This window comes from Polyangium jinanense, assembly GCF_028435265.1.
Taxonomy (GTDB): domain Bacteria; phylum Myxococcota_A; class Polyangia; order Polyangiales; family Polyangiaceae; genus Polyangium; species Polyangium jinanense.
The window spans coordinates 277,149-293,732 of the sequence record NZ_JAGTJK010000005.1 but is presented as its reverse complement, the minus strand read 5'-3'; the positions used below and the strand labels follow the sequence as shown (position 1 = coordinate 293,732).

Genomic DNA, 16,584 nt, shown 5'->3' with positions numbered 1-16,584 from the left:
TCAGCCTTCGTGCGCGCCGCCGGGCGTGAGGGCCACGGGCGCGGGCTGCTTCGGCCCGCCCGCCTCGCGGGGGTGCCCTTCGAGGTGGGGAAACCACTCGAAAAACTGGTGCAAGTGAGCGTGCCTCTCCGGCTCGATGTACTCGAAGACGACCCCCCGATCGTTGATCTCCCAGAACTCGTTGGTGGTCACGGAGAGCATCTCGTTCTTGATCGAGCGCAGCCGATCAGGCCGCTCGTCGCGCATGTCGCGGTGGATCCGCCGCGCGAGATCGATCTCGCCCTTCTGCAGATAGTACGTCGCGAGCTTGACCTGGGCCTTGCGCACGCCGCGCAGCGACAGCTCCTGCTGCGCCACCTCGGCCTCCTTGTCGACCTCGAGGAAGATCTGCAAGAGCTCGTCCCGCACGCCCGCGCCGAGATCGTAGGCGAGCTCGTTCAGCGCGCAGAGATCGAAGGCCACGGTCTCCGTGACGAACGCGAGCTTCATCGCGTGGGCCGTCTGCGCGTAGTACTTGAAGTGCCCCGCGATCCGGAGCGCCTCGTCGCCCCAGCCCTGCGAGAGGATCTTCTCGCCGAGGTAGCGGTACTGGTTCAGGCAGTTGTAGGCCGCGGGCACGTCCCGCGCGTTGAGCGCGCGGCGCATGTACGTGTTGAAGAACTTGATCACCGTCGCGAGCGCGGCCCGATCCTCCGCCGCGAGCGCCGCGAGCCCGATGTACCGCGTGTCGATCGCGATGCGATTGACGATGTCGGGCATCTCCGTGAGCGCCTCGCGGTAGACCATCAAGAACTGCCGCAGCGCCTTGTATTCGAGCCACGTGCGATCGCTCTGGAGCTTGCCGAGCGCCATCTCGTTCATGCTCACGAAGTCGGCGTCCTTGAGCAGCCGCCCGCGGATCGAGAACCATCGATCGTCGAGCTCGCGCTTGTGCGGCATGTACGCGACCACGAGGTCGCAGATCGCGTCGACCGTGTTCGAGGCGATCCCCTTGTCCTTCTGCTCGATCGCGTTGAGCCCGATGTCGGCGAGATGCTCGAGCGCCGAGAGCGCCGTCATGCGCCGACCGTCGACCTCCTCCTCCGACTCGTCGCTCGATTTGCGCAGCGCCTGCGCCACGCCGCCTCGGCGGATGCGCTCGACGATCTTGTCGGGCTCGAGGAAATCGAAGACGTAATTGAAGTACGGCGCCATCACGAGAAGGCTCAGCGTGAGCAGCACGATCGAGCCCATGACGCCGAAGCGCGGGACGAAGGACTGCGCAGCGTCGGGCGCCTGCCGGATCGCGTAGTTCACCCAGAGCGAGAAGACCGCCGAGACCACGAAGAACGCGATCACCGCGCGATTCGTACGGTCCCGGAAGAACATGTCCGTGATGCGCGGCGTGTACCTCGTCGCCGCGAGCTGCACGATGATCGACGCGACCGTGATGACGATGCCGAGGATCGCGGCGATCACCTCGCCCGTGCCGCCCATGATCCGGCTCGCGTCGTCGGGCGACATCTCGCCGAAGAGCCCAGTCACGCCGCCGGGCTGCGTATGCGAGAGATCGAGGAGCCGGAACGCGACGAACGCCGTCACGCTGACGATCGCGAGGATCGACAGCGGGTAGAGCCACAAGCTGTTCGAGAACGCGAGGCGAGCTTTACGCACGAGCCTCCTCGAGAGGACGAGAGCGCGGCTACGGGCTCTCGCCGCCCTCGAGGTCCTCGGCCAAGTAGCTCAGGATGACCTCGTCGAGCGATTTCTCGCTGATGAGATCCTCTCCGAAGATCGAGGTTCCCTGCGCGGGACGCGCGGTCGCGAAGATGGCCGGGGGACGGGTCTGCGCGTAACGACCCGCGGAAGACGGCGACGACGCGGGCTCCGGCGTGCCGAGCGCGCGGTAGACGCCCGCCGTGAAGAGCGCGCCGCCCTTCTTGACCGACGTGGGCGGCGGCGGGAGGTCCTGCGTTTGCTGCACGAACGCCGGCGTCTCGGGCGCCTTCGTCTGCTCCTCGAGCCCGGCCAGCGAGGCATCGATGTCCGCAGGCGATACCGACGCCAGCGGCGGCCGCGGCGAAGGCGGATTGCCCCGAAGCGCGGCCTGCAGATCCGACGCGTTCATCAGCACGGAGGGGCGCTGCGGCAGATCCGGCTTGAAGCTCGGCGGAGGCGCCGCGGGCTCGGGCGCCGGAGGAGGCGCCGCGGGCGCCGCGGCGGCAGGCGCGGGCGCCGGAGCGGGTGCCGACGCCTCGGTCTTCTCCTCGAAAATGTGATCGAATTGTCCGTCTCGCAAAGCGACGAACATCGCCTTGTGCTGATCCTTCATCAGCTGACGGACGATCTCCTGCACGTTCGCCTCGTTGAGGTGCTCCGCGTAGGAGGTCTTCAGGGTCTTCAGGATGCGCCCGCCGTCCGCAAAAAGATGCGTAATTACATGCGGGTGACGGTGCCCCGAGTCTTCCGTTTGAATATGGAAGACACGTCCCTTGTGTTTGACGTTGTTGTTGAAGCCGAGAAGCGGTGAGATGACTTTCACGGCGATCGATAAGGCTCCTGAAGGCCCGAAGAGACCCTACCATAGGGTCCGCCGAAGCGACCAGGAAACGACGCGCAGATCGACACGACCGCTGAAATCTTGCGCCCTGGGAGGCGACGCTCTCCCGGGTTGTCGTCCTTCCTCACGGCAGACATCGCTCGAACTCGTCGGCGTTGTTCGCGCGCAGCGCACACTCGGCCTCGTCCACCGTGAGGTAGGTCGGGCAGCGGGCAAACTTGGGATCCGTCGACGCAAGCGTGCGCGCTTGGGCCTTGCGCGAGGCGAGCTCGGAGGCCGGCGGCTTATCGTTGATCGCGTGGACGATGTGCTCCACGTAACGATCGAGCAGGGCCGCGCACGTGTCTCGAGAAGGATGCGCTGATAAAGAGCGTCGGAGCGGCTTCGACAGGACGAACCCGAGGGCGGCGAGCACGATCAGGAGCGTCGCGACCACCTCCGCGCGGGTCGCGGGCGAGCTCAATCGAGGCACAGATCGACCTGCTCGGCCGTCGTGGCCTTGCGCACGCACTCCATCGCGCGCTGCGTGATCCGTCGGCCGACGCACTTGCTGACGAGCTCCTCCCCCCGCGCGGCGCGGACGGCGGCCGTCCTCTTCTGCACCTCGGCCGGGTCGGTGACGTTCTGCGCGGCGAGCTCGATCGCGGCGCTCTTGTCGAGGATCTCCTCGCACTCGGCGCGCGTCGCCGGGCGACCACACCCGACCCCGAAGAACCCGAGCGCGAGCATCAGGGAGGCCCCGGCGAGGCCCCTCCTCGCCTTCGAACCACCCTGCTCCGTTACCCGCTGGCCCATGGCGTCGAGACCTTGGCGTGCCTCCGCCCGAGGCGCAACCTCGCCGCGCGAGGGGCCACGACCTCGCACGAAGGGCCCCGTCGAATTCTGGACGCTTGTATAGGCCTTGCTAATCTCGATCCGTGAGCAAGGCGAAGGACAACCCAACTTCCTTCGCCCCCGCAGGAGCGGGGAAGACGGCCAAGCCAAAGGCGCCGCGGCGCGCGTCGCGTGAACCCGAGCGCGAGCGCGAGGCAGACGTCGCCGTTGCAACCACGAAGAAAACTTCCGCGCGCCGCGAACGCGCGAAGGCGCCGACGAAGAAGCGGCCCGCGCGTCCGAAGTCCGTGCTCGCCGAGGACATGCTCCGCCGCGCGCTCGAAGCGACGACGCCACGCTCGCGCGCGCTCTGGGCGAGGCGTGGCCTCGCCACACGCGCGCAGCTCGATCGCACGACACAGGCGATGCTGCTCCGTCAGCTCTACCTCGCCTACTACGAGGAGTGCCGCTTCGCGCAGGCCGCCGCGATCGCCGAGCAAGCGCTCACGCTCGACGTGTTGCCCGACGTCGCGCATCAAGACGCCGCGCGCGCGAAGCAGGCGCTCGGCGATGTCGAGGGCGCGGCCGCGCATCTGCGGCTCGCCGCGCGCATCGGCCCCGCGAGCCGCAAGGCGTTCCACTACTGGACCCTCGGCAGCCTCTTCTACCTGCACCACCGCTACGCCGAAGCGATCGCCGCGATGTCACGCGCCGCGCGCTGGGGTACGACGGACAAGCCGCTCTATCACGGGCACCTCGCGCTCGCCCGCATCGCGCTCGGGCAAACCGTGGAAGGCATCGGCGACCTCATCGACAGGCTGCTCGTCGCGCCCGCAGGCAACGGATACGGCCGCTTCGTGCTCGGCTTCCTGGCCCTGCATGCCGGCCGACCGGACGACGCCCGCCGTTGGCTCGAAGCCTTCGTCGACCGCACCATGTCCGGCCGAAGGGCCGCCGCCGTCGCGCTCCGCGGGGAGGTCGAGGTTGCCCGCCAGGCGCTCGCTCGCCTCCCAGCCGACTGAATCGAAGATCGTGTCGCTCGCGGATCGGGCCGAACGTCCGACCCTTTGGTAACATACGCGCCGTGCGACCCGCCTTCCGACGTGCTCAGTCTCTCTTCGGGCCTCGATCGCTCGCGCCGCTTTGCCTCGCCGCGCTCGCGCTCGGGGTGCTCTTGCTCTCGCCCTCCGCGGCTTTCGCGGCGGAGGACAGCCGCGACCTCTTCACACGCCTGCGCGAGGACTACGGCCTCGTCGGCGGCGCGGTGGGTGCGTTCGCCGGCGGCCTCCTCACGTGCCTCACACCCTGCGTCTACCCGATGATCGCGATCACGGTCAGCGTCTTCGGGGCCAAGCAGGCGTCGAGCCGGAAGCAGGCCGTTCTGCTCTCGCTCTCGTTCGTCATGGGCATCGCGGTCCTCTTCACCACGCTGCTCGTCGGCGCGGCGCTCACGGGCGGCCTGTTCGGCGCGGCGCTCCAGAAGTGGTGGGTCAACGTCGGGATCGCGCTCGTGATGGGCGCGATGGCCGCGTCGATGTTCGGCGCCTTCGAGCTCACGCTCCCCGACAGCTTGATGCAGCGGCTCTCCAGCGTCGGCGGTGTCGGTTACGGCGGCGCGTTCGCGCTCGGCCTCGTGAGCAGCTTGATCGCCGCGCCGTGCACGGGCCCCGTGCTCACCGGCGTGCTGCTCTGGATCGGCAAGACGCAGAACGTGGTGCTCGGCGCGCTCGTGGGCTTCTGCTACGCGCTCGGCCTCGGCCTGCCCTTCTTCCTCGTCGGCGCGTTCGCCGTCGGCCTGCCGAAGAGCGGCAAGTGGATGGTCTCGGTGAAGTCGTTCTTCGGCACCGTCCTGCTCGTCTGCGCGCTCTACTTCCTGCGTTACGCGATCCCGGCGATGACCAAGGTGGCACGCCATGACACGATGTTCATGGTCGCGGGCGGCGCGGCGATCCTGTTCGGGATCCTGCTCGGCGCGGTGCACCTCGACTGGCACGACGGCGGCCTCGGCGTGAAGATCCGCAAGGCGCTCGGCATCACGGCGGCGACGGCCGGCGGCTTCATCCTCTGGGTCAGCATCGAGCTGCCGCCCGAGATGCCGCACGTCGTGGCGACGGCGGAGGCCGCGGCCGGCAAGAAGCTCCTCGCGTGGGAGCACTCGGAGAAGGACGCGACGGAGAGGGCGCAACGCGAGAAGCGGCCGCTGATGGTCGACTTCACGGCGGACTGGTGCGGCGCTTGCAAAGAGTTCACGAAGCACACCTTCTCCGATCCACGCGTCATGGAAAAGGCGGGCAACTTCGTCGCGGTCAAGTTCGACGCGACCGATGACGAGGATCCGCAGGTCGAGCAGGTGAAGAAGAAGTACGGGGTGGTTGGGCTTCCGACGGTGGTCATCTTCGACTCGAACGGCAAGGAGCGGCAGCGGTTCACCGAGTTCGTCCCTGCCGACAGGTTCCTCAAGGCCATCGAGGGCATCGACTGACGGACGCGCCCACGCCACCTCGCATCCCCTGCATCGCGAGGTCCGTCATGGGTAACGTCATCCGGCTTCTCCCCCTCCTATTCACGCTCCTCCTCGTCCTTCCTAGCTGCTCCGGCAGTGCGCCCACACGGGGCGGCCTCGTCGTCGGCGTCACGAGTGATCTGCGCGTCGGCGTCGACGTCCTGCGCCTGCACGTGATCCGCAAGGTCAACGGCGCAGTCATCAGCGACGAGGAGCTCTTCTCGGACGGTGCGTCTCCCTTCCAGATCCCACTCGAGATCGGCTTCGCGGATCTCGAAGACGGCGATGACGTCGACGTCGAGATCGAGGCCTTCGGCAGCACGAGCACGCCGCTCGTCATCCGCACCGCGGGCAGCACCATCCAGGCAGGCCGCACGCTCCTCTTGCGGGCCGACCTCGCCTCCGCGTGTGCCGGCTCGTCGGCGCCGACCTGCGACGCGCCGCAGACGTGCACAGGCGGCGTCTGCGGAACTTCGTACGTGAGCCCCGCGATGCTGGAGGAGTACAGCTCCGGCTGGTCCAAAGGAAAGACGGACATCTGCAAGCCGAACGACGGCCCGCCGACGCTCTTCGTGGGCAAGGGCCAGGCCGATTACCTGCCGACGAGCGATTACGATCTCGCGCAGATCGAGGCAGGTCCGCAGGGCGGGCATCACATCTGGATCGCGCTGCGCATGAAGAACCTGCGGCAGTCGGGGAGCATCACGACGCTCACAGGCCACGTCGAGGAGCTCGACCTCGACATCAACCCATTCACCGTGATCTTCACGTTCGATCCCGACGAAGGCGGGTTCTGCAAGCTCTACGGTCTGCGGTTCCAGATCGACGGCGCAACGGACATCGAGTCGCTGCTCGGCAAGACGCTCCTCGTGAAGGCCAGCGTGAAAGACAAGGACGGCGATGTCGGCACGGCAGAGCGCTGGGTGAAGTTGTCGTCGGATATTCTCTGAGGGCCGTTTCGCCGGGGTTTCACCCCGGGCCCGACCAGGGGCTCTTCGCCCCTGGACCCGAACCAGGGCGCAGCCCTGGACCTCGGGTGCAAAGGCCGCGATGCGGTCGATGCAACGGATCAACGTGTTGCTGTCGCGTCCTCGCCGAGACGCGTCGTCTTCCATCGCGACCAGAAGCCCCCCGTCAGCACGTCGAGCGTGCCGTCCGCCTCCATCACCGTGAGCACCGCGCGTGTGCGTGCCTCGGGTTCGCGCGTCTCGTCGTCGCGCTCCACGCACGCGCGTTGCCACGTGAAGAGCGCTTCGAGCACGCGTGCTTCGAGCTTGTGCCTCGCGGCAGCGCGCTCCTCGCGGAGCCGTTCGAGCGCGACTTCCTCGTCAGCAAAGACCAGCCGATCGAAGCGAAACGTCGCGCGCGCTTCGAGCCACAAGCTCGATCCACCGGCAGCCGTGACGCGATCCGGATCGTACTCCGTCGGCGAGAGCGCACGCGACTCGTCGAGCAGGCGCGTCACGCGCAGCCGAAGCTCGGGCAGGAGCGCGGACGCACGTGCGCGGGAGGCCACGCGATCGATCCGCGTGACGTGCTCCTCGAGGCGCGCATGTTCGATCGCCGCCGACACGACGGCACGCGCGACGGACGGCGAGATCAAGATTCGCGGCGGAGCAGGCGGAAGCTCCGGTGTCGTCTCGGCAGCGGTGGAAGGCGCGGGCTCCGGCGAAGGCGCGAGCGGATCGGCGTTCGTGGCCTTGGCGATGCGCCCACGCGCGCGCCGCGTCCCTGCAGGCTCGGCGATCCGTTCGATCGGAACCCCGACGAGCACCATCGCGCCGAGATCGTTTTTCCCCTCATCGCGACGCACGAACGACACCTGGAGGGAGACCCACAACGATCCCTGCGAAGCGCCGTCACTCCAGAGCTCGTGCGCCTCCGCGTCATCGAGATCCGCGACCGCGTGAAACGCCCAGTCGTCGTCCAGCAACGTCGCCGCAGCGCGCGCCGGCGTCACGTGGAGCAGCGCGGCGAGCGCAGCGGCGAGGGCCAAGAGAAGAGGAGAACGTACTTCGAGGCAAACTCGTTGGACCATGCACGTACATCGACGCGGCCCGCGACGAGTTGCGCACGATCCAACGATTGTCGTCGCGCTCTACCGTTCGCGTGATCCGGGACGAACCTGCTCGCTCGCGCCGCCACGCGGAAGCTCGCTCGCGCCTCCACGCGTAGGCGCGCTCGGCCTCGATGCCTCGACGGGCAGGCCGCGGTCGCCAAAGTCGAGCGTGGGCCAGCGATCACCGCTCGCCTCGATCCGCCCGCCGCCACCCGTATGCACAGGAGCCGCCGTGCCCGAGAGGATCGGCGCGAGCATCGACTCGATCTCGGCAGGCGCGGGCGCACCGCCAGAGGCGCGCACCGGCGCAGCGGCCGCGACGCCGGCTTGTACAGGCGCGCCTCGCTCAGGCGTCCATCGCGCGACGCGGATCGACACCGCCGAGGTAGGCTCGCTCCGCGACGTCACGACCTCAGCACCGATGGCGAACGGCTCGAACATGCCGTGCGCGAGCCAGCCGATGCTCACGCGTACGTTGGATCCCGGCTGCAAGTTGCGGAGGTACGCGTCGCCGAAAAGCGCGTCGATGCGGAGATCCCGCTGCTCGACGATCGGACCATCCCAGCTCGGCGTGACCTGGATCATGCGCACGACGAGCGCGCCGTCGGTGTGCCGACCCCGCGCCCGCGCAAGGCTCACGGGACGAACTTCCCAGTAGAGGTAGAGCGTCGTGGGATCGACGGCGATGGCCACGATCTCGTCGACGTCGTAGCGCTCGGGCAGCGGCAGCTCCTCGATGGCATCCGCCTCGGGCGCCGACCAAGCCGGCTCTTCGGGCTCCGCTTCCGCTTCCGCAGCCGCTTCCGCAACCGGTGCCGCTTCCGCTTCCGCGACCGCTTCCGCAACCGGCGCCGCTTCCGCTTCCGCGACCGCTTCCGCAACCGCTTCCGCCTCCGTCTCCTCGACCGCCTTCGCCTCTATCGCGGCCTCGACCTCCGCGGCTTCCTCCGTGCTCTCTTCCTCGACCGGCTCGGGCTCGCTGTCACTCTCGCTCGGCGTGGTCACGACTTCCTCCCGCTTCTCTTCCCCGACCGCGGGCGCCGCGCCTCCTGCGACGAGCCGCTGCCTCAGCACGCGCGCTTCCGTGTGCTCCGGCTCCCGCGCGAGCACCTCGTCCAGCACGCCGATCGCTTTGTCCACGAACCCCTGCGCCGCGTAGATCTCCGCGAGCGTCACCGTCGCGAGGGGCGGCGGCGCCGTCGGCCAGCCTTTCGCCGGTGGCGGCGCGCTCCGCACGGCGTTCGCCACGTCGGGCAGGTGCAGACCTCGCTCGATCACCCCGGCGAGCAGATCCCTCGCTCGCCCCATCCATCCACGCGACCGCGCGCGGTCCCGCTCGCTCCGCGCCGTGCGCGTCACGATCTCGTCCATGAGCTCCGGAATCGTGAGCGCGCGCGGACGGGCGATGCCGAGCTCTTCCGAAAGCGCGATCAGCTCTTCCCGCGTCAAACCCTCGAGCTCGTGCCGCTCCATTTCGCGCGCAACCTAGCACGAAGCGCGGCGTGGCGAGAGCGTCCGAGGCGGGGCAATTTCATTGCGTCCGTTCGTCCGGAGCATCCCTGCAGAATGCCATCGGAAAACCGCCGAGCGACGGCTCCCGCGCACTAGAATTCGAACATGCCGCCGCCGCACGTGCTCGCCTTCCGCGGCCAGGACCGCGCCGAACGAAGGCCAAGCACGCGCGCGGCCGGCTGGACGCATTTCGCCTTCACGAGCCTCGCCTCGCTCGCCGCCGTCGTCTTCGCCGCCTCCCGCGTCGAGCGTGTCCGCCTCCTCGAAGCGCTCGTCGTACCGGGCACCTTCCTGTTCGCGAACCTCGTCGAGTACCTCGTGCACCGCGGCCCGATGCACCGCCGCAAGAAGCTCCTGCCGATCCTCTACGAGCGCCACACCTTGCGGCACCACCGTTTCTTCACGCGCGAGGCGATGGCCTGCGAGTCCGCGGCCGACTTCCCCATCGTCCTCTTTCCCCCCGTGATGATCCTCGTGGTCCTCGGCGGCGTGGCCCTGCCGGTCGCGCTCCTCCTCTTCGCCGTCGCCACCCCGAACACCGGCTGGCTCTTCGTGGCCACCGCCATGGCGTACTTCCTCACGTACGAGTGGCTCCACTTCGCCTACCACCTGCCAGAGCGCTCCTTCCTCGCGCAAAGCCGCCTCGTCCGCGCCCTGCGCCGGCGGCACGCGCTCCATCACGACCTCGGCCGGATGGCACACGAGAACTTCAACATCACGTTCCCGATCTGTGACTGGCTCTTCGGGACGCTCGGTCAGCAGAGAAACGACGACCGAGACGGTTGACGCGCGAAAACCCACGCGGACCACGGTGACCAGCGGCCCTCGACGGCGCGTCGACACCCGCTGGCAACGATGACCAAGGGCCCTCGACACGCGTCGACCCCCGCTGGCAACGACGACCAAGGGCCCTCGACGGCGCGTCGACACCCGCTGGCAACGACGACCAGCCACCCTCGACGCGCATCAACCCACGCGGATCACGATGACCAAGGGCCCTCGACGGCGCGTCGACACCCGCTGGCAACGACGCCCCGTCATCCTCGACGCGAGGATCAGGGCACGAGAGACGATTTTCGGGGGGATTCGGGGATCGAGGGGCTGCTCAGCCCACCGACTTCATCATCGCGACGGGCGCCGCCGCGTTCGCGCGGTAGCTGCCCGCCGAGAGCGTCTCCACCGGCGTCTTCCGGCGCGCCGGCTGGTTCAGCTTCGCGCCGTCGAGCACCGCCTCGCAGAGCTCGCCGAAATCGTACCCCTTCGCAGCGGCCGCCCGGGCGAGCAGGCCGTCCGGCGACAGCGCCGGCAGCGTGTTCACCTCGAGCACGTACTCGTTCTCGCCCGCCGTCACGAGCAGGTCGACCCGCACCGCGCCCGTGCATCCGAGCGCCCGCGCGGCACGCTCCGCCAGGTTCTGCACCCCGCGCTCCCGCTGCGGCGACAGCTCCACCTTCACGAGCTCCGCGCCGGGATCCTCCAGCATCGCCTTCGGCGTCGCCACTTCCACCGAGCCGAGCACCTGCCCGTCCAGGATCGCGACGTTGATCTCCACGCCCGTCACGAACCGCTCCACGAGCGCGATGTCGTCGAACTCGAACGCCTGCTCCAGCGCCGCCCGCAGCTCCGCGAGGTTCGTCACCCGCGACACGCCCTGGCTCGACCCCTCCCCGCGCGGCTTCACGATCGCCGGGTACCCGAACGAGCCGTGCATCCCCTCGAGGTCCGTGAGGTCCGCGTCCTCCGACACCGTGTAGTACGGCGGCGTCGGCACGTTGTGCAGGCGGAACATCTCCTTCGCCTTCAGCTTGTCCATCGCGAGCGCGCTCGCGAGCACGGACGACCCCGTGTACGGAATCCGCAGGAGCTCCAGGAGCCCCTGCACGCAACCGTCCTCGCCCATGCGGCCCGACAGGGCCAGGAACGCCACGTCGATCCGGGCTTTCTGGATCACGGACGCGAGGTCGGGACCGTAACTCTCGCCGAGCGACAGCCGGACCACCTCATGGCCCCGCGCCGAAAGCGCCTCCGCGACGGCATGTCCGGCGGACAGCTCCGACGACGAGCCACCCATGATCACGCCGACCCGCCTCCGCATCGATCGCCTCTTCATCGAATCCACCTCCGTCGGCCTGAACGCTCGGACCACGTCACGACCTTCTAGCCGGCGGGTATCAGACAATCGACGAAGGGGTCAACAAAACGGACAACTTCGGATCTACGCGGGACCGTTCGGGATCTAGAACATCGGAACGATGTTCTAGGGAGATCGCAACGCGAGCTCCCTCGGGGGGTGAATCGGCCGGGCTTCGCCTGGCCGAGTGGGGGACGCGAGGCGTCCCCCTCGGGACTAGACGACCTCGACAAGAACGGCGGTGATGTTGTCTTTACCGCCTCGCCCGTTCGCGAGGTCGATGAACTGCGTCACCGCGTCGGCTGCCCCGAGCGCCGCGATCTCCGGGATCTCCTCGGTCCTGAGGTAGCCGTGCAGCCCATCCGAGCAGAGCAGGTACCGATCCCCCGCCCGCACCGCGAGCACCGCCGTGTCCACTTCCACGTAGTCGCGGTTGCCCACCGCGCGCGTGATCACGTTCTTGTGCGTCGCCTTCGCCGCCTCCGCGGGCGTCAGCAGGCCTTGCTTGATCTGCCAGGCGAGCAGCGTGTGATCCTCGGTGAGCTGCACCGCGGCGCCTTCGCGGATCTGGTAGATGCGGCTATCACCCACCTGCCCCGTCACCAGCGATCGGCCGAGGAACAGCGCCGCGCTGATCGTCGTGCCCATCCCGAGCTTGTCGCGCTCGAGCTCCGCCATCGCGTAAATGAGGTACGTCGCCGCCTGGATCGCCCCCTCCATGATCCGACACGCCGCGTGCGCCTGGGCCCCGTCGAGCTCCCCGTCGAGGGCCCCGATCTCGCTGAGCCCGCGCTTCACCATCCCGTGGATCGTGTCCACCGCCTGATGGCTCGCGACCTCGCCCGCAGCGTGCCCGCCCATCCCGTCCGCGACGATGTAGAGCGCGAGCTCGTCGTCGTGGAAAAATGCATCCTCGTTGCTCTTGCGATGCTTCCCGATGTCGGTTCGCGCCGCAGAGCGGACGGGCCATCGCCCTCGGAGCGTCGCAACCTCGTTCTGACGCAGGGCGTTATTCCGGTCGTGCGGTGTGCTCATCGTGGAGCTCGTACTTCGGCCGACGATAATCCGCCCCGGCCCCCCCTGTCGAGAGGGCCGTCCGCTCGGGTAGACTCCCTCGCCACCCATGTCAGCGCGGAGCTTCTGCACCAGCGTGACCTCCCCCGACGGGCTCTCCCGCGTCCTCCGGGAGATACGTGGAGCGGTCACCTCCCCGACAGGTGGGCTCGTCTTCGTGACGGGCCCGCTCGTGCCGCATCTCCACACGCTCGCGACCCGCGTGGCCGCCGCGTGGAAAGGCGTGCCGACCGTACTCGTCCCAGGCTCCGGCGTGCTGCACGAGCGCGCCGAGCTCGAAGGGGTCCCCGCCGCGAGCGGCATCCTCTGGAGCGGCGGGAAAGTCACGCCGTTCGCGCTCGGCGACGCGGAGGATTCACCACGCGCGCTCGGCGAGTCGATCGGCCAAGCCCTCGGCGCGCGTCCCTCGACGGCGCTGCTCTTCCACCGAACCGAAGGCTTCGACACGAGCTTGCTCGAAGGCCTCGCGACCGCGGCGCCCTCGGCCTGCGTGTTCGGCGCGGGCACGGTCGGCGCGGGGGGCGTGGTGATCACGGCCGACGGCGAAGAGCGCTTGGCGCGCGCGGTAGGAATGTCGATCAAGGGGCTCGCGTCGCCGATCGTCGCGGCCTCGCCCGCGTGTCGCCTCGTCTCCGAGCTCGTGCCGATCGAGGAGGCCAGCGGGGGCCTCGTGCTGCGCCTCGGCGGCCGCGGCGCGCTCGACGAGCTCTCGCAATGCGCGCCCGGCTCGTCGAACCCGGGCGCTTCCTCCCCACTCGTGTTCGCCGCGCTCGCCGAGTCCGACGACGTCACGGAGGATGGGCGCCCGCGCTTCGTGGTCCGGCCCGTGCGAGGGATCGATCCTTCCCGGCGGGGCGTGATGATCGGCGCGGACGCGCGCCCGGGGATGCTCATGGCGTTCGCGGTGCGAGACGCGCAGACGGCGAAGGCCGACCTCGAAACGATGGCGCGTGTCGTCTCCAAGAACGCGCTCGGCGCAGCGCCGCGCTTCGCGCTCTACCTGAGCTGCGCGGGCCGCGGCCAGGGCTTGTACGGCGCGCCCGACACCGAGGTGCGTATCCTCCGCCAGCGCTTTGGCGATCTCCCGATCGCCGGCATGCACGCGGCGTTCGAGATCAGCCCGCGTGAAGGCCGTCCATCACGGCTCGACCTTTACACCAGCGTGCTCGCGCTCTTCCGCTCGCCGAGCTGAGGCGCCGCGCCGGGGCTCTGCCCCGGGCCCCGCGGGGGCTGTTCGCCCCTCGACCCGAACCAGGGCAAGCCCTGGACTCGGGGTGGAAGAACTGCGCAACGCGCAGTTCTTCCAACGGGCCCGTTGGACCGCGTCGCCAGTCGAAAGGGCAGCGCGGCAGTCTTGGTTGGCAGGGTGCTTGGCAGTCTTGACTCGGCCTGTTCGATGAACTGCGCATCGCGCAGTTCATCGACCCCGGGTCCAGCGCTTGCGCTGGTCCGGGTCCAGGGGCGGATAGCCCCGGTGGGGCCTGGGGCAACGCCCCAGCACAGCGGCCCCAGGAAGAGACCATGCTCGACCGCAACGCGGCGAAAGGATCTACCCCGCCCGCAGCGCTTCCAGCATCCGCGACACACGCTCGTCGACGAGCACGCGCGCCGCGAGGAACTCCGGCGTCGCGCGGATCGGCTCGACCAGCGGGCAGCGATCCATCCACAGGAGATCGATGAGCCCGCTCTGCGCGCAGGGCACGATGGATCCGGCGGCGCGCGCCACGTCGCCCACGTACACCGCGAGCTCGATCTCGACCTGCCGGAAATAGGCGCTCCGCCTCCAGCCGCCATCGCGGTTCGCCATCGCTTGCTGGAAGACCGGCGAATCGAACGGCGAGATCTTGTCGAGCAGCGCGTCGCGGATCGCCATCTGGATCGGCGCGTCGGTCTTCACGTCGCGGAGCCGCTCGGCGACGTCCTTCGTGAGCGCCTCGTCGCGGAACCACATCGCGTACCGCGTCAGGCCGGCGAAATACGCGAACTCGCCTTCGATCGTTCGCACCTGCTCGAGGAGCTTCAGCGCGCCGTCCCAGTCGCCGCGCAGCACGAAGACACGCGCGAGGTTGCGGCCCACCGAGGGCGCCGCCGGATCGAGCGACCGCGCCGTCTCCAGCACCCGCGCCGCTTCGTCGAGCGGCCCCGACTCCGAGAGGATCATCCCGATGAGGCCATACGCTTCAGCGAGCGCGGGCGCGCGCAGGATGGCCTGACGCGCGCGTTGCACCGCGCCGGCCACGTCGCCGAACTGAAACAGCCCGTGCGCCATGGCGAGGTGTGCCTCCGCGAGGTGCGGCGCCACGGCGAGCGCGCGCTCGGCCGCTTGTTTGGCGAGGATCGCGTTGTCCCCATTGAAGAACGACATCCGCGCGAGCGCGCTCGCATACCCGGACAGGATCGTCGGATCCTGCGGCGCGCGCGCGAGGGCCTGCTCGAGCAGCTTCACGGCTTCGCGCACGTGCTGCACCCAGAACTTCCGGTACTCGACGCGCGCCTTCAGGTAGAGCTCGACGGCCACGGGATCCGTCGGCGACTCGCGCGCGGGCTGGGCCATGTCGACCGTGAGCGCGTCGGCGATCGCCTTCGCGACCTCGTCGTTCACCACGAAGAGATCTTTCTCCGGCCGATCGAATCGCTTCGCCCAGAGCTGAAACCCATCGGCCACGCTGAGCACACGCGCGCTGATCCGCACGCCCGCCGGCGTCCTGCGCACGCTGCCCTCGACGACGACCTGCACCGCGAGCTCACGCCCGATCTCGCGTGGATCCTGATCCACGCCCTTCCAGCGCATCACCACGCCGCGCGGCCTGAGCTTCAGGCCTCGCGTCATCGACAGCATATCGATCAGATCGTCGGTGAGACCTTCGGCGAGGTACTCGTCGTCCGGCGGCCCGCTGTTCCGGAACGGCAGCACCGCGACCGCCTTCTCGGCCGACAACCCCTGCGCGGCCGGCGGCGGCGTGCCTCCGCCGGGCGCGGACGCGGCGGGCGTCACGAGCGTCGTCACGGGCAGCTTGTTCATGGCCGGCATCGTCAGGCTCGTAAGGTCCTCGGCCACCTCCTGCGCCGTGCGATATCGATCCTCGCGCTCCCGCGCCATGCACTTGAGGACGAGCGTCCCGCACGCCGTCGGCAAATCGGGCCGCTTCGCGCGTGGATCCGGCGGCGGCTGCACCAGCCGCGCCGCGGCGACGCTCACGATCGACTCCCCGCGCCACGCCTTTTCGCCCGTGAAAAGCTCGTACAGCATCGCGCCGAGCGCATAGATGTCCGCGCGCGTATCAATGTCGGCGAGCCCCTGCACCTGCTCGGGCGCCATGTAGGCCGGTGTTCCGATCACCGCGCCGACCTGCGTGCGCGAGCCCTCCGGCTCGTGCATCCGGGCGATCCCGAAATCGGTGATCACCACACGCCCGTCCTTCGCCATGAGCACGTTTTCGGGCTTCAGATCCCGGTGCACCACGCCGGCCGCGTGCGCGGCGGCGAGCCCTGCGCAGATGGCCGTCGCGATCTCCACGACGCGGGCGACCGGCAACGCGCCTTGCCGCGCCAGGACCACGTTGAGGGGCTCTCCCTCGACGTATTCCATGGTCAGGTACTTGTCGGCGCCGTGCTCGCCGATGTCGAAGACGCGGGCCACGTTCTTGTGGGTGACGCGGCGCGCGAGCTTCACTTCGCGGCGGAACCGTTCGAGCATCCCGGGCTCGTTCACGAGGTCTTGCCGCAGCACCTTGAGGGCCACGATCTCTTCGAGCTCCTCGTCGCGGGCGCGGTAGACGCTGCCCATGCCGCCGACGCCGAGCAGGCCGAGCAGCGAGTATCGCCCGGCGACGCGCTCGCCTGGCGCGCTCGAAAGGAGCAAGCCCGTCGGCGCCTCGCTGAGGGGGTCTGCGGACGTGGGGGTCGCCTTGAAGTCGGTCATGTACGGCTGCGACGGAGGCTAACCGATCTGG

The 16,584-nt window shown here is 69.1% G+C and carries 14 protein-coding genes; 5 read left to right on the top strand and 9 right to left on the bottom strand.

The features are described from left to right. The 4 genes from KEG38_RS14320 to KEG38_RS14305 form a co-directional block, all read right to left on the bottom strand. The gene (locus KEG38_RS14320; protein ID WP_272419990.1) at positions 1-1,653 is read right to left on the bottom strand and encodes a DUF2254 family protein; all 1,653 of its coding nucleotides are present in this window, start codon (positions 1,651-1,653) and stop codon (positions 1-3) included. Positions 1,654-1,681: 28 nt separating this feature from the next. Next, the gene (locus KEG38_RS14315) at positions 1,682-2,521 is read right to left on the bottom strand and encodes a RomY N-terminal domain-containing regulatory protein (protein ID WP_272419989.1); all 840 of its coding nucleotides are present in this window, start codon (positions 2,519-2,521) and stop codon (positions 1,682-1,684) included. 142 nt (positions 2,522-2,663) lie between these two features. Then, positions 2,664-3,011 carry a hypothetical protein gene (locus tag KEG38_RS14310; protein ID WP_272419988.1) on the bottom strand — a complete coding sequence of 116 codons (348 nt, stop codon included), beginning with the start codon at positions 3,009-3,011 and terminating at the stop codon, positions 2,664-2,666. Then, positions 2,999-3,334, bottom strand: coding sequence for a hypothetical protein (locus KEG38_RS14305; RefSeq protein ID WP_272419987.1), 336 nt, complete (start codon positions 3,332-3,334; stop codon positions 2,999-3,001). Before KEG38_RS14305 ends, KEG38_RS14310 begins: the two co-directional genes overlap by 13 nt. 122 nt (positions 3,335-3,456) lie before the next feature. Between KEG38_RS14305 and KEG38_RS14300 the strand changes: the two genes are divergently transcribed. From KEG38_RS14300 to KEG38_RS14290, 3 genes are all read left to right on the top strand, one after another. Beyond that, entirely contained in the window at positions 3,457-4,374 is a 918-nt protein-coding gene (locus tag KEG38_RS14300) for a tetratricopeptide repeat protein (protein WP_272419986.1), read from the top strand. Between the two features lie 62 nt (positions 4,375-4,436). After that, on the top strand, positions 4,437-5,834 hold the full coding sequence (locus KEG38_RS14295) for a protein-disulfide reductase DsbD family protein (RefSeq protein ID WP_272419985.1): 1,398 nt from the start codon (positions 4,437-4,439) through the stop codon (positions 5,832-5,834). Between the two features lie 47 nt (positions 5,835-5,881). Further along, a complete protein-coding gene (locus tag KEG38_RS14290; RefSeq protein ID WP_272419984.1) occupies positions 5,882-6,805 on the top strand; it encodes a hypothetical protein in 924 nt (307 codons plus the stop codon). Between the two features lie 119 nt (positions 6,806-6,924). Here the strand turns inward: KEG38_RS14290 and KEG38_RS14285 are convergent, their stop codons facing one another. After that, positions 6,925-7,851 (bottom strand): dihydrolipoyllysine-residue succinyltransferase component of 2-oxoglutarate dehydrogenase complex, encoded by a 927-nt coding sequence (locus KEG38_RS14285; RefSeq protein WP_272419983.1) that lies wholly within the window; start codon positions 7,849-7,851, stop codon positions 6,925-6,927. A gap of 102 nt (positions 7,852-7,953) precedes the next feature. Next, positions 7,954-9,387, bottom strand: a complete 1,434-nt coding sequence (locus KEG38_RS14280; RefSeq protein WP_272419982.1) for a DUF4912 domain-containing protein — start codon at positions 9,385-9,387, stop codon at positions 7,954-7,956. Between the two features lie 144 nt (positions 9,388-9,531). On the opposite strand from KEG38_RS14280, the gene KEG38_RS14275 reads away from it, so the two are divergent. Then, positions 9,532-10,212: a sterol desaturase family protein gene (locus tag KEG38_RS14275; RefSeq protein WP_272419981.1), complete on the top strand. Its 681-nt coding sequence runs from the start codon at positions 9,532-9,534 to the stop codon at positions 10,210-10,212. A gap of 319 nt (positions 10,213-10,531) precedes the next feature. On the opposite strand, the gene KEG38_RS14270 is transcribed toward KEG38_RS14275, so the two are convergent. Then, positions 10,532-11,536 carry a D-alanine--D-alanine ligase family protein gene (locus KEG38_RS14270; RefSeq protein WP_272419980.1) on the bottom strand — a complete coding sequence of 335 codons (1,005 nt, stop codon included), beginning with the start codon at positions 11,534-11,536 and terminating at the stop codon, positions 10,532-10,534. 237 nt (positions 11,537-11,773) lie between these two features. Next, a complete protein-coding gene (locus KEG38_RS14265) occupies positions 11,774-12,592 on the bottom strand; it encodes a PP2C family protein-serine/threonine phosphatase (protein ID WP_272419979.1) in 819 nt (272 codons plus the stop codon). A gap of 88 nt (positions 12,593-12,680) precedes the next feature. Between KEG38_RS14265 and KEG38_RS14260 the strand changes: the two genes are divergently transcribed. After that, positions 12,681-13,823, top strand: a complete 1,143-nt coding sequence (locus KEG38_RS14260; protein ID WP_272419978.1) for an FIST C-terminal domain-containing protein — start codon at positions 12,681-12,683, stop codon at positions 13,821-13,823. A gap of 357 nt (positions 13,824-14,180) precedes the next feature. Here the strand turns inward: KEG38_RS14260 and KEG38_RS14255 are convergent, their stop codons facing one another. Further along, positions 14,181-16,553, bottom strand: a complete 2,373-nt coding sequence (locus KEG38_RS14255; RefSeq protein ID WP_272419977.1) for a protein kinase domain-containing protein — start codon at positions 16,551-16,553, stop codon at positions 14,181-14,183. Positions 16,554-16,584 lie beyond the last annotated feature (31 nt).